At 58.4% G+C, this 13,226-nt stretch carries 11 protein-coding genes and 1 pseudogene; 9 read left to right on the top strand and 3 right to left on the bottom strand.

What is annotated here, in order from left to right:
• Nucleotides 1–120: 120 nt before the first annotated feature.
• Nucleotides 121–906 carry an orc1/cdc6 family replication initiation protein gene (locus tag WDJ57_RS21200; RefSeq protein WP_338906511.1) on the bottom strand — a complete coding sequence of 262 codons (786 nt, stop codon included), beginning with the start codon at nt 904–906 and terminating at the stop codon, nt 121–123.
• A 56-nt stretch (nt 907–962) separates the two neighbouring features.
• Nucleotides 963–1,139, bottom strand: a pseudogene (locus WDJ57_RS21705) (orc1/cdc6 family replication initiation protein); the annotation flags it as partial.
• A 306-nt stretch (nt 1,140–1,445) separates the two neighbouring features.
• Here WDJ57_RS21705 and WDJ57_RS21195 point away from each other — a divergent pair.
• From WDJ57_RS21195 to WDJ57_RS21185, 3 genes are all read left to right on the top strand, one after another.
• Nucleotides 1,446–1,856, top strand: a complete 411-nt coding sequence (locus WDJ57_RS21195) for a type IV pilin N-terminal domain-containing protein (RefSeq protein WP_338904325.1) — start codon at nt 1,446–1,448, stop codon at nt 1,854–1,856.
• A gap of 25 nt (nt 1,857–1,881) precedes the next feature.
• Nucleotides 1,882–2,706 carry a hypothetical protein gene (locus WDJ57_RS21190; protein ID WP_338904326.1) on the top strand — a complete coding sequence of 275 codons (825 nt, stop codon included), beginning with the start codon at nt 1,882–1,884 and terminating at the stop codon, nt 2,704–2,706.
• Between the two features lie 342 nt (nt 2,707–3,048).
• Complete coding sequence (locus tag WDJ57_RS21185) at nt 3,049–3,540, top strand: type IV pilin N-terminal domain-containing protein (protein WP_338904327.1); 492 nt, start codon at nt 3,049–3,051, stop codon at nt 3,538–3,540.
• A gap of 45 nt (nt 3,541–3,585) precedes the next feature.
• On the opposite strand, the gene WDJ57_RS21180 is transcribed toward WDJ57_RS21185, so the two are convergent.
• Nucleotides 3,586–3,729, bottom strand: a complete 144-nt coding sequence (locus WDJ57_RS21180; protein WP_338904328.1) for a hypothetical protein — start codon at nt 3,727–3,729, stop codon at nt 3,586–3,588.
• 295 nt (nt 3,730–4,024) lie between these two features.
• Between WDJ57_RS21180 and WDJ57_RS21175 the strand changes: the two genes are divergently transcribed.
• From WDJ57_RS21175 to WDJ57_RS21150, 6 genes are all read left to right on the top strand, one after another.
• Complete coding sequence (locus tag WDJ57_RS21175) at nt 4,025–4,549, top strand: hypothetical protein (protein ID WP_338904329.1); 525 nt, start codon at nt 4,025–4,027, stop codon at nt 4,547–4,549.
• Nucleotides 4,550–6,774: 2,225 nt separating this feature from the next.
• Complete coding sequence (locus WDJ57_RS21170) at nt 6,775–9,351, top strand: hypothetical protein (protein WP_338906509.1); 2,577 nt, start codon at nt 6,775–6,777, stop codon at nt 9,349–9,351.
• Nucleotides 9,348–10,904 carry a S8 family peptidase gene (locus WDJ57_RS21165; RefSeq protein WP_338904332.1) on the top strand — a complete coding sequence of 519 codons (1,557 nt, stop codon included), beginning with the start codon at nt 9,348–9,350 and terminating at the stop codon, nt 10,902–10,904. Before WDJ57_RS21170 ends, WDJ57_RS21165 begins: the two co-directional genes overlap by 4 nt.
• Nucleotide 10,905: 1 nt before the next feature.
• Nucleotides 10,906–11,622 carry a twin-arginine translocation signal domain-containing protein gene (locus WDJ57_RS21160; RefSeq protein WP_338904334.1) on the top strand — a complete coding sequence of 239 codons (717 nt, stop codon included), beginning with the start codon at nt 10,906–10,908 and terminating at the stop codon, nt 11,620–11,622.
• Between the two features lie 134 nt (nt 11,623–11,756).
• Complete coding sequence (locus WDJ57_RS21155) at nt 11,757–12,677, top strand: hypothetical protein (protein ID WP_338904336.1); 921 nt, start codon at nt 11,757–11,759, stop codon at nt 12,675–12,677.
• 234 nt (nt 12,678–12,911) lie between these two features.
• Entirely contained in the window at nt 12,912–13,154 is a 243-nt protein-coding gene (locus tag WDJ57_RS21150; RefSeq protein ID WP_338906508.1) for a hypothetical protein, read from the top strand.
• Nucleotides 13,155–13,226 lie beyond the last annotated feature (72 nt).

Below are 13,226 nucleotides of genomic sequence, written 5' to 3'. Positions count from 1 at the left end.
CCGCGCAAATTCACGGATAATCACGATTTCGCCCGGAGAGCTACTCAGAGAAAGGAAAACAACCCGTAGCGCCGATTCACGGAAATTCACGCTTCCACTGCTGTCAGGCGATTCACGGATTCACGCTTCTTCGATTTGCAAGACACAGTAGCGTGTCCCACGTCCGGTTCCAGCCTGTTCGATGAGGCCGTAGCGTTCGAGGCTGTTGAGGTACCGCCGACGCATACTCTGGCCGCGTGGCTCCTGGACGCGGCTTGCGTACCGGCCGTGAAGGTCTGTCGCTCGGATGCCCGAACTCCCCGCTTCGCGAATAATTTCGAATATCGCGCGCTGGTGCGTCCCCAGCGACCGAATATGGCGGTCGCGCACGTCGGCCAGCGCCTCTTCCTGGACGTCGTCGACGAGCCCGGACGTAATGGGACACTCGTCCGCACTGGCCGCCTCGGCCGCCCGCCGGAGTAACGCAATCGCTGTCCGAGCGTTACCGACGGCAAGGTCGGCAATGTAGTCAATCGCGTCATCGGCGACGCGGTCGCGCATCAACCCATATTCGACACGGTAATCGAGGATGTCGACCAGCTCGTCATGCGAATACGGGTCAAGATGCATCGTTCGGAACGTCCGCAGCCGACTCCGCGTCTCCGAGTTGATATCCGGGGCTGAGAACAACGAATCCTCGTCGACACAGATGCAGACCAGCGTCACGCCCGGGACATCGTACAGCGCATGCAGCAGGGCGAGGTCGGTCAGCGCGTTCACCTCGTCGATGATGGCAAGAATCTGCGAGTCTGCCTCACGGAGCAACCGGATGTAGTGAGCGCGGGGGGTGCCGTCGGGGCGCTGCGTCCCCAGGTCGGTCTCCCGCACGATCTCGGCGAGCGTCGCTGCAGGCGTCGGATCCGACATACAGTTCGCCAGGCCCCAGCGCACGTCGAACGTCTGTTTCGCAGTTTCTTTGCGATGTACTTCGCCAGCGTGGTCTTTCCTGACCCAGTCGGGCCGAAAATAAACGCGTTCTCGCCCGAGCGACCATGGGTGAGTGGATCGAGCCACGAGGCCAGTGCGTCTTTCTGTCCATCACGGTGGTACAGGTCACGTGGGATGTATTCCGGGCGGAGCGCTCGGGCGTCAGTTATCATACTCAAAGCGTTCCAATAAGAGACAAGTAAGTGCGAGCCAAGCAGAGTGAAAGTGGTTTTCACCTGTTAACGTCTTATTTATTTATGAAACTGAGTGCGAAATATACGTTTTCGAACTATCAAACCTGGTAATAAGACCTTACTGTTATATGAGGTGATGGTCTACACGTGGCTAGGAACACGCAGTATCACGAGAAGGACATCAGGTTGGGATGGCACCCATCCTGTGTGCAAGTCCAAATAACACGGGCCACTATCTTAGCAGTTGTGGCCCATCTCGTATGCGCTGTGTGTCCGTGAGAAACCATGAAGCTACAACAACTTCGCAACGACGATGGTGCAGTCAGTCCAGTGATTGGCGTGATATTGATGGTCGCAATCACCGTCATTCTGGCAGCCGTCATCGCAACATTCGTCCTCGGTCTCGGTGACCAGGTGAGCGATACAGCGCCGCAGGCAAGTTTTGATTTTGTCGAGAATGGAAATAATATCGATATCACCCACACTGGTGGTGCAACCCTCGACGCAGCCAACATAAATGTCACCTACGGAACCTTCGTTGACGATGCGAATAACTGGGGTGGTGGGACGATATCCGCCGGTGACACATACACAACGAACGATAGCGTCAGTTCCGGAGATACAGTTCGAATTATCTGGGAGAATGATGCAGGAACGGACTCGGCAACCCTGCGCGAATACGAGTACGGCGGCTGATTAACACTGTTTTGAGGCGGTTTTTATGCCGATCGACGATAGGATAGAGATTTCGAAGCACCTTGCTGCAACCTACGCGGGCGGTCGCTACGACGACCCGTGGGGCCGCGTCCAAGAGTACCAGCGTGTGCTCGAATACACAGCCGAGCACCCGAACAAAGGATCGGCAGCTGTCGCGTCCGCACTGGACCTGCCGCGCAGCCGCATTCGTCCATGGATGGAATCGGACAGTCGCCCCGACCCCGTGCGCGCGATTCAGACTGCAGAAGACTACGGCTGGCTCGATCTCTCGTGGAACGACGAACAGTTTGAAGGATTCAATATTCTCGTCGCGTGGATATTTGCTGGCGGCTCAATCGCTACGGAGACGTACGCCCCCATGTTCACGGTCGAGGAAGAGACAATGCGATGCGCCTACACGGCGCTGAAACGCGCGGGTATCACCGATATCGACATAGAGAATGTAGACAGCGAGGGTCGCGCGACAGACCTCCGGCCGGGTGTCGATGGCGTGATTCTCGGACGGTTTCTGGCCGCGCTGGGTGGACCCGTCGGCACGAAAAACGCTGAGCGAGACTTCGCACTACCTTCGTATTTGGATGAAGCGCCAGCAGATGTCCGGATGGAATTCCTGCGAACATACGTATGGTTGCGTGGTACAAACCCACCCAAGGAGACGCGACTTGCAGTACAACTCGCGGAACAGCGGGACGCGGCGTTCAGACAGCAGCTCAAAGACCTGATCGAGTGGGCTGTGCCAGGGAGCGTGCGCGGCGACGGGACGACATTCCTCCTCACACCCCACGCCGCACGCGTTCTCGACCGACCACCCGAACTCTGTCACCGATGAGGCCTGCTATCAAATTTTGCAGGTTCTGGTCGACATCCGATATAAACCTCTAGGATGGTTTATCTCCAATATCTGAAAATGGGCCTGAGAGAGGCTTTTTCTGGCTCTGTAACTGCCATTCACGTTTTCGCATCTGATAACAAGTCGGCAAACATATATACCAATGCGACAAGGAGTTTGCACTATGCGCACCAGGTGGCGAGACCCGTGTTCGAGTCGCGGGGCGTACGTTGGGGTTCCCGACGCATCGACTTGTCACATCAAGTCGAGTGCAGGAGAAACCCCCGGGGCGAGCCTCGGCATCGCTCCGTTATGCACCGTTGCCGAGGGACGGTTGATACAATGAGATTACGCGAAACAATCCGGGAGTTGCATAGCGGAGAAGATAGGGCAGTCAGTCCAGTGATCGGTGTGATACTGATGGTCGCCATCACTGTGATCCTGGCTGCGGTCATCGCGTCGTTCGTGCTCGGGCTCGGCCCAAGCGAGGCCGCGCCAAGTGCGCAGTTTGAGTTTGAAGAAATCAATACCGACGACGGGGTCACGATCAAAATAGCCCACCAGAGTGGCGACACAATCGATCCAGCCACCTTAGTGACTCGTGGTAGCTTCAATAACAGTGCTGGTAATTATGTCGGTTCACCAGACGGATCAAATGGAGTCAACTGGACAGACAGCGCCAATACAGGCAGTGTATTAGCTGATATATCCGTAAGCGGGAATGAAATCTCCTCTGGAGATTACATGAGTGTTAACGTCACATCAGGCTGGGACCTCTCAGTCGTCTGGGAGAAGGACGACCAGTCCAGTGAGATAGCCTCACAAGAAGCCTAACTGAGCACCACTTTTCAATCACTTTCGACAGACTAACGAGCGCAGCTAAAAGGAGAGCGTCACTTCGCGCTCGTCGTCGTCCCACTCGACAACTTCGGGTTCTTCGCCTGCTTCAAGTTCCAGTTCGTCGACAATACTGCGCGGGATCGTGTAGACCATCGACCCGCCGCGTTCGCGAATTTTGTTCATCCTACCGGGCAGACGGTGAGCCATGCCTATGTATTCTCGGCAATCTAGTATAAATGTTCCCTGCGGCAGGTACATCTCTTCGAGAGAGCGTAGAGACCGCTGGAAGTAATCTCTCACAAATATCAGAGTGTCTATAGTATTTAAGAAGCGTGCGGACACTGGTCTACACTAACGGCCTGTCGGGGCGGCCCACACTGGATACACCGGCGCTCTGGATGCACGGCTCGTGGCTGGCCGGCGCGCGTCTGGGAACGCCGCGATGGGTACCGATTAGCCACGCTTCTGTCCCCCATCCATGAGCACCACAGAGACACTCGCGACCGTCACCGACCCGGATCGACACTGCCGGGAGGACTTCTGGGGCGAGCTGGACGCCGGCCAGGATGACACCAACGGCCACGACGAGATCGAAGGCACCGACCCGGCCGAGTACATCGCGTTCCAGCACATCGCCGAGTTCGTCGCGCCGATCTGCGCGAAGACCGGCGACGAACTCTCCGACCCCGAATTCTACCTCCCGAAACAACACGAGACGCCACACGGCTACGTCGAGTACCGCCAGCACCGCCACCGTCGGCGCTGGAACCCGGAGACGGGCTACATCAACTGGGGCGAGTCGACCAGCACGGGCCTACCAGAAGTCGACTACGAGACCTACCGGACTGCCGCGGCGAACTACCTCTCAGAGCGTGGGATTCGACTCACGCATATCGAGGAGTACGAACAACTCCTCGACCGCTTCTGGCACGACCCGCAGTACAACTCCCACGACGCCCTGGCGCAGTTCATCCGCGTCGTCAGAGAGCGCGAACAGGATTGAAAGCACGATTCGCAACTTTCGCAGATTGTGAATTTACAATGACAGAGACATTCTCCACTCACGAGCGGCGCATGGCCTTCCTGTTGGCGCTGCTGGGGTCAGCCATCCCGTTCGCGATTACGTTTCAGGTGTACGGTACTGCGGTCGAACGAAATCCTGTTACTGCCATGCTCATTGACGCAGTCGGTTGGGTCGGCGTCGGTGCGCTGATCCCGGTCGTGACGGTCAGTGCGTTCATCGTCTTCTGGCGTGTCGCCAATTGGGGCTACAAGAGCGTCGCCCGTGCCGGGATGTGGACGCTTGCAGGTTTGGGTATCCTCAATACTGTAAATGATATTTGGGTGGCCCAAACTCTGACAACCGTCTCATGGGAGTCAATTCTAGTCTTGGCGGTCATCGTGTCCGCTCCGGCGATTTTTTGGCTCTTGCGGAAGCGAGTAACCCGACAACCTACTGTTGCTTCGGGGATTGCGATACTGGTCGTCATGGCTACAATCGGCTCACCATTCACCGCGATACTGGCTCCCTCAAATATCGGTTTGATCGGTCTTGCGAATGCTGAAACAACTAGCAATATTGATTTGACTAAATTTAGTGAATCGGATCCTAACAGCGTTTATCAGATTGAAAATTCGTCAACGCTTAGCTTCACGAATCTTGACGGTGATGATACCGGGCGTGTCTACAACGATGTTGGGCCAGGTATCAAACGCAACGCGACTCTCTCATATAATTTCAAAGTGGACAATTATACCGATAATGCCGCCTTTGATGTTGGTTGGGCCGCTCAAGGAGATACTACCGAGTCGGGGGTCAACTACGGCGCTGTGGCGAGATTGGCCGGTGATCAGATTATTTTGCGAACATGGGACCGGAATGGACGATCTCAATCTTCAGCGATTTCTCTAACCAGCGGCAATAGATATTATACTGATATGGAAACATATCGTGATAACGGTACTGCTGTTTTGACTGTCTATAGTGATTCAGGTAAAACAAACGTTATAGGATCTGTCTCCGCAAATTATGACCCTACTGTTTCGTATGATTATCTCTATGCGGCAATGGGTCAGGGGTCAAATGGGCAAGATAACGGAAATATGGATGGGGACGTCAGTGACCTAACACTGAAAACTAAAAATTATTCATCTGAAACCGGGATAGACCTATCTAAGTTTAAGGAGAGTGGTGACGGAAATAATCATTTCAGCGTTCATAATAAAAGTAGTGTCATCGTTCATGGCGCTACTGGCGGTGACGATGTGCTACTGTCAACCAACTCATCTGTCCAAATGCCAAAAAATGATGATTACACTATTAATTTCACATATAATTACTACAATCATGCAGACCATAGTAATTTTGTAGTTGGTGTATCTGAAACCAAGGGTTCGTGGTCAAATGTTGACCAATCCGCTGGCGTTAGATTGGAGAACACATTTATAGCCCGTTCCGAAACTGACGGAGCTAATATAAATCGAGGTGCAGAAATTGATATCCCAAACCGGGCAAATGTTTACTTTTCTCTTGAGATAAATCAAACAAAGGACAAAGTGGTTGCTTCCGCCTACAATGATAGTGAACGCACGGACCTGATTGGAACATCAGAAGCGTATATTGGTAATGTGTCATACCAATATCTATATGCAGTACAACAAAAAAGTGGAAGCGTATCGAGTGCAGGTTATTTAGACGCTTATTTGGGGGAAATTAGTGTTTCTAAATCATCTTCATCAAGCTCTAAATTCGACGTTAGAACCCCTACAAACAGGAATGGTGAAAATGTGTATTCTCCTGTTAATCGAGATACTCTAAATATTAACGAAATTCAACATGAGGATGATAGCGCATACTATGTAAATTCGACTCCGGAAAGAGTGCAATATAGCTTTGCTGTTACTAATTATGGTGATCCAAGTTCGTGGGTAACTGGGTGGTCAACGGACGCAAAAGCCAGACAAAAATCTGATTACTATATCGGCATTGACCAGGGAGACCTCGGAGGTGCTGGTGGTAAGTCTATCAAGTTGCGTGAAATAACAAATGGTAATACGACAAACTCCGGAGCTGCGTTAGGGATTGGGAGCGACCGTTATTTCATTAACTTGTCTCTCGATAAAACTAACGGAGAGGTGTCAGTAAAGGTCTTTTCTGACGTAGATAGGACAAACCAGATAGCGAGTGATACAATTGCATATGATACCTCGCATGACCTTAGTGTCATGATGGTTGCGGGGAGTGAAGGGGCAGATAATCAAAATAGTAACCCAACATCTGGAGTTTTAAGGGATTTCCGCGCTCCAAATAATGACCTGAGTTCTGGTGGCGAAGGTGGAAGTGCCAATAATTTATCTGGACGTGTCATCGACCAATCCGACTCAACAGTCGCCAACGCCACCGTCACGGTGATCGGTGTCGACTACGACCATCTTGATACAAGTCTGTCCACCGACGAACTCAGACAGAAGGCCAGCGACCTGCTCGACCGCGCGGAAGACCCAATTCCCGATGCCTGGAATCCTGACCTGAACATCCTGGGCCAGGGCGGTGTCTTCGACGATGACGCCGAGGTCGTCGCTGTCCACGACGCCGGCGACTGGGACTACAAACCCACGCTGGAGACGCCCAAGTTGAGAGCTGACGCAGGCGAGAAATTGGCTTTCAGCGTCTGGGACCCGACCGCCAACACACTCATCCAGGACGGTGTCGACAAGCAACTGCCGGGCGTGCAGCGCGACAGACGCGTCGTCGTCGAACAACTCGGCCCGAGCGGCTCCGTCATCAGCAACTCGACGCTGGAACTGAATCGCGTCAAGAGCGTCGATTTCGGCAGCGACCACGAGTACGCCACGGCCACACTCGACCGCGGCCTCTACCGCATCTACCCAGCGGGAACCAAGGCGACAGCCTACGTCGTCATGGTCGGGAGCCCCGACTCCCTATTCTCAGGCTACGTCGACACACTCGAAGACGAGGCGGGCCGCCTGACCGACCGCGCCAGCTACATCACCGACAAACTCAGCGCCAACGAGTTCGACCGCACGACGACCGTCACCGATCAGAACGGTGCCTGGGGCGTGACGATCCCGTCGTCGGTCAACACGGCGGGAGTCAGCGCCTACAAAGGTCCACTTGACGAACTGAGCAAGGACCCACAGAATATCACGCTCGCCGATATCCGGACGCTGTACGACACGACAGACGTGCAGTCGTCGGTCTATCTCCCAACCAGTTCGGTCCGCGCCTCTCCCCCCGAGTCCAACGTCGACCTGGAACTGCGTGAGTTCTCCTCGCCGTCACTCTCCACGAACCTCTCGCGCTATCAGGACCGCATCGACGGCCTGCGCAACCTGGTGGAGAACCAGTCGCGACGCATCGCCGACCTCGTGGGCAACCTGAGCACCGCCCACGACGACCTCGAAAAAGCCTACAGCGAACTCAACGACCTCCGGAAGCGCAACGACCAGCTCGACCAGCGCGTCCGGGATCTTCTCCAGAACCAGAACGCCACGGAGGATATCAACCTGGACATCAACGCCAGCGACCTTACAGACGGCGAACTCACCCAGCGGATTGCGGCACTGGAACAGGCTATCGATGAGACGCGCGACTCGATTCCGACGGAGACAGACAGTTCGACGGCCGCCGAAACCGTCTCCTCACTGGCGCGCTTCGACGGGCCGATCGATTCCGAAGAGGTGGCCGTCATCGCGCACTTCAGCAACGGGACCGACCGCCCAGTCCCCGAGGAGTACATCAGCATCGACCAGTCCGCGGCAACGACAGTCGGCCAGGGAGAGACGGTCGTCCGCATCGAGGACTTCCCACTCGGCGATGCGACCAGCGTGCAATTCGAGTGGTTGGCGGCGACGCCAGACGGAATCGCCGGCGCGACCGAACGAGTGAGCAATCCGCTCGTCGATGCCGACCCGCCGGCAGTCAACTCCGTCCGCGTCTCGTCGCTCGCACCAGGGCCAGACGACAGCGTTACCGTCGAACTCAACCCGGCAGCAGACTCGACGTACCGCAACCTGACCGACGCGACGGTCTACGGCCCCGACGGCTCGACACTGTCGACGACAGGCATCGAGAACGGCCGACAGACCTCGTTCACGACGGCCGGCCAGGGCCGCCACCTGGTCGAGTTGACCTACAGCGATCTCGACGGCAACCAGTACGTCCGCCGCATCCCGATCAAGGCGGCTGCCAACGACGTCAACCGGCCGCCGAGTATCCGTGCGGAATCGGGGCCGACCGGCCGCTACGCACTAGTCGGCGACGGCCTCGACGCCGGCGATATTCAGCGCGACGGAACCGACATCACCATCGCCGCTGTCGTCGGTCGACAACAGGACGTCCCGTCGAGTATCCATGCCTACACCAGCGATATCGACCAGAATCCGATGGGCGACCTCACGGTGCGCGTCCTCCGCGGCGAGGAGAGGAAGAGCGTCACCACGCGCTCGGAGATCGTCATCCACGCCCAGGCGACGCCTGACGACGGCACCTACATCTACCGCGGGGAGAACCCCATCACGACCGACGGCACGCAGTTCGGACGCGTCACACACATGGATAATCAGACACTCATCAGGACCTACACCGACGACAGCGGCACCGTCGACCTGAGTATCCGCCGACCCAGCGGCCTCGTCGATAGCACCGTTGAGTCGATCCGCTGGCAGCTGGCACAACTGCAGCTGCAGGTCAGCGGCTTCACCGACGCCCTCGGCGGCGTCGGCGTCTCACTCGGTGGCTTGTGGCTGTTCGTCTCCCTTCGCCGCCGGGAGGTGATGCCATGAACAGTCGCGCAATCGCCCTCGCCGCGCTCATGCTCGTCTCGACAGTCACCGTCCCGGTGACCGCGGCCGACGGCAGCAGCGACATCGTCGAATACGGCACCGACGGGCAACCCTCGTTCCTCGTGACCTACGACGACGGCGAGTTCGCGAGTCTGCAGGCCTGGGCTGAATCGGCACCCGGCTACAGCATTGTGGAGAACGCGACTGCTGACAACACGGCAGTCGTCTCCGGGCCGCGCTACGAGGTCGTCGCACCGACACTCCTGCAGAACCCACTGGTCGCCCTCGGCGGCGGAACGATCGCCCCGATGCCACTCCAATCGCGCTCGTACGTCCAGTCGGTCGACCCGAACTACCGGCATGCACTCCCAGAGCCAGTCGGCGCGCTCGCCAGCGAGAGTGATTACGAAGCCCCGCGGTCGGACTGGCTGGTCGACGGTGGCTTCAACACCGACGGCATCGCGTTCGACGGCGACGCGAATCAGTCGACCATCGGCGCAGTCGCGACCGACCTCAACGCCGACCAGGTTGCAGCCGACGGCAGCGGCGTCCGCGTCGCCGTCCTCGACACGGGGGCGAACGTCGTCAACGGCACCGACGACCCGCTGTACGGCCAACGCATCGTCGGTGCTCGCAACTTCGTCACCGACCAGCCCGCCGTCGCGAGCAACGACTACGCGAACGTGTCTGACGGCAACGGACACGGTAGCTGGGTCCTTTCCTCGATGGCCGCAAACGCCACGAACAACACGTACGACGGCATCGCTCTCGGCGCGGACTATCTCGTCGGCAAGACGCTCGCCGACGACGGCAGCGGGTCGACCGCGGATATCGTCGACGGCATCTACTGGGCTGAGGCACAGGACGCGGACCTCCTCTCGATGTCGCTCGGGAGTGCCGTCTACGACGAGTCGCTGGCCGATGCCTTGCGACACTTCGTCGCCGGCAACGGCACCGCGGCGTTCATCGCGGTCGGGAACTCCCGCATGACGCGGCCAGCCCAGATTGCCTCGCCGTCGGACGTCCCCGAACCAGGCATCGTCTCCGTCGCGGCGACCAACGCGACCAATGCCTCACAGGCTGGGCCGGCGTACTTCTCACAGACTGGCTCGGACAACGGTTATTCGGACCTCTCGTCCGGGACCACTCGCGGCGCTGGCCCTGATATCGCCGGGCCAGGGATGCGCGTCACGGTGCCGGTCTTCAGCGCGGACGGCTACCGGCGCAACGAGACACTGTCGGGCACGTCGATGAGCACGCCCATCGTCGCGGCGGTCGGAACACTCAGCCTCGATGCCCGGCCAGATCTGGAGAACGACACCGACGCGTTCGTGTCGGCGGTTACGAACACGACGCGGCCGATCCCACTGGCCGGGACGACGGAGGTCGGCGCGGGAATGGTCGACGCCGCGAAGCTCGTCGCCGACAACACGTCGGGAACCAGCCAGACCGATGCTCGGACAGAGCCTGCACAACGGAGAGACCAGGCCAACCGCTCGCTGGGGCTCGACTGGCGCTTCCAGGCACTGCGCCGTATCCAGGTAGGGATCTAAGATGCTCTCACGCCGCGAGTTCCTGACGACCATCGCCACCGGCGGGGCCGTCGCCGGCGCTGGAACAGTCACGGCCAGCCAACTCGATCCCTACGAGACCCAGCCGGACTTCGTGACGATCTCCTACGACGAGGACTTCCTCTCAGAGTACCAGCCGCGGCTGGTCACGCGAACGCTGGATGTCAAGCCCTCGAAGATGTACGCCTGGCGCGTCGACTCGACGGAGAGGAGTACCACGATGGCCTGCTACTGGACGTACTACGTTACTCAGCAAGGACTCTCTGGCGCAGACTCACACCTGTACGACCGGGAGCCCGTCTACGTCGAGGTCGACGAGACGGGAGCGATCGAATCCGTACACGTCGACGGCTACCACTACCTGCTCAAGTCATATCCGAGCGCAGTACCGACGACTGGCGAGACGCACCCCACACTCAAAGCGGTCAACCCGTATCACTTCTACGTCGCGACGACAGAGGTGGGCGAGACGGTCGACCTCGCGGACATGCACGACCGCTACGGCCCGTGGATCCGCAACGGCTGGAATGTCCACGAACCGGCCGTGCTCAACCCTTGGAAAGTCAAGTCGCGGAAGCACTGGTGGCCTGACGGCACGTTCGGGTACTCTCGACGGGCCTTCTACTGGGACACGCTGCTGGGGATCTCACAGTCGACCGGCATCGACGTGCGCGGCGCACAGGAGAGTGACCTGACATGAGCATCCGATGGAGCACGGGAGGCGTTCCCCCGCCCCCGCCGCCGGTGCCTCCGCCGAGAGACGCCCACTGTATCGCTCGCTCACCAACTGCGACCCAACCATCCTGATTCATGCGACACTCAATCAAGACAGGCGTGGCTGCACTGTTCGCGCTCCTGCTGCTGACGGCAGGCGTCGCGATGGCAGCCCCGAGTATCGACTCCGAAACGACTGTGACCTCGACGACCTCCGCCTATGCGGACGGCGAAACGCAGACGACGTTCAACGCGTCTGACGGGGTGAACCTCTCGACGATTCAGGCAAGCTATGCGACGACCAAGCCGGAAATTCGTATCATCGATCCGGAGACGGACACCGTCATCAAGACGGTCACGAACGCGTCGGATCCAGGTTACTTCACGAAAACCGGGGACGACGGGACGACGTACTACTACAACACGACCTTCGCCGAGAGTGACTTCGAGCGGATGCCGATGGCCGCCAACGAGAACAAGTCGGTGACGCTGCGATTCATCGACAACTCGTCACTGGACGACCCGACCAGTAGCGACATGACGAACACGACGGTGTACCTCGAAAACACGGACGAGCGAACCGTCCTGCGGGGCGACGCTGGGGCGATGGAGTTCGGCAGTGACGGCTTCAGTGCCTTCGGCTTCAACTGGAGCGTCGACAAGAACGCCGAACTCGACCAGAGCGACGTCACAGTCGACGGCGACAACACGAGCGTCATCCTGACGCTCGAAGACGAGGCCGGCGATACCGACACGTCGGTCCAGCAGCGCTTCGCCAACGCCGTCCCCGAAGAAGTCGAGAGCGGCGACTGGCTGAAGACCCAGCAGGTCTACGTCGACGGCACGCCGATCAAGGTGTTCTACGACTCCGCCCCCTCGGACGCGGAGGGCACCTACGGCGTCTACGACGAGGATGCGAACCTCGTCCGCGTCGAGCTGGGCGAGGAGTTTGCAGACGACTCCTCAGTTGACATCCGTGCGGTCGGTAACAACAAGTACGGCTGGTGGACCCTGGTCAGCGATTTCGGCGCGTTCTGGTAACTGCCAACTCCATCTTTCCTGCGCTCGATTCGGTCGACAGCCCGGTCGCGACGGGCCGCAGGCATTGCCCGGCTCGGAGGCATCGTATCCGGCTTGACTGCTACCCCAACACACCCCACTGCAACCGTCCCGACTGCCACACTCTGTTCATCTGACGACGCCGGCATCCCGGGCAGGGAATCCAGCCGGCGTCACGTGAGTCTCCGCGGCTCAGTCCGGGGAGACGCACCAACCATGTCACGGAAAACAGGCGCAATCCGAATCGTCTTCGGGATCCTGCTGTACCCGGTCAACATCGCCGTGTCGATTCTGTTCCTGGTCATCGTGTTCCCGTTCGCGATCCTGGACATTCTCGCACAGGTGTTGCTGGGAAGCAGCCCCATCCCGGGCCGCAAGGTCGTGATGTCGATCCTGGACTGGCAGCGTGCCTATCTAGGGTACGTCACGACTGGCGAAGGCGATCGACCACTGAAGTAACCATGCACACAGACACACTGCGCCACGAGCCCGAGAGAGACGGCGCTCGTGGCACCAACAGAGGGAACGAGC

Source organism: Salinibaculum sp. SYNS191 (assembly GCF_037338445.1).
Lineage (GTDB): Archaea > Halobacteriota > Halobacteria > Halobacteriales > Haloarculaceae > Salinibaculum > Salinibaculum marinum.
Note: the sequence above shows the minus strand (reverse complement) of the source record. Positions and strands in the feature narration are given on the sequence as shown.

What these genes read in the sequence shown, in the direction of transcription:
- WDJ57_RS21200 (WP_338906511.1), bottom strand. Translation starts at nt 906, where the DNA reads ATGTCGGATCCGACGCCTGCAGCGACGCTCGCCGAGATCGTGCGGGAG.
- WDJ57_RS21195 (WP_338904325.1), top strand. Translation starts at nt 1,446, where the DNA reads ATGAAGCTACAACAACTTCGCAACGACGATGGTGCAGTCAGTCCAGTG.
- WDJ57_RS21190 (WP_338904326.1), top strand. Translation starts at nt 1,882, where the DNA reads ATGCCGATCGACGATAGGATAGAGATTTCGAAGCACCTTGCTGCAACC.
- WDJ57_RS21185 (WP_338904327.1), top strand. Translation starts at nt 3,049, where the DNA reads ATGAGATTACGCGAAACAATCCGGGAGTTGCATAGCGGAGAAGATAGG.
- WDJ57_RS21180 (WP_338904328.1), bottom strand. Translation starts at nt 3,729, where the DNA reads ATGAACAAAATTCGCGAACGCGGCGGGTCGATGGTCTACACGATCCCG.
- WDJ57_RS21175 (WP_338904329.1), top strand. Translation starts at nt 4,025, where the DNA reads ATGAGCACCACAGAGACACTCGCGACCGTCACCGACCCGGATCGACAC.
- WDJ57_RS21170 (WP_338906509.1), top strand. Translation starts at nt 6,775, where the DNA reads ATGGTTGCGGGGAGTGAAGGGGCAGATAATCAAAATAGTAACCCAACA.
- WDJ57_RS21165 (WP_338904332.1), top strand. Translation starts at nt 9,348, where the DNA reads ATGAACAGTCGCGCAATCGCCCTCGCCGCGCTCATGCTCGTCTCGACA.
- WDJ57_RS21160 (WP_338904334.1), top strand. Translation starts at nt 10,906, where the DNA reads ATGCTCTCACGCCGCGAGTTCCTGACGACCATCGCCACCGGCGGGGCC.
- WDJ57_RS21150 (WP_338906508.1), top strand. Translation starts at nt 12,912, where the DNA reads ATGTCACGGAAAACAGGCGCAATCCGAATCGTCTTCGGGATCCTGCTG.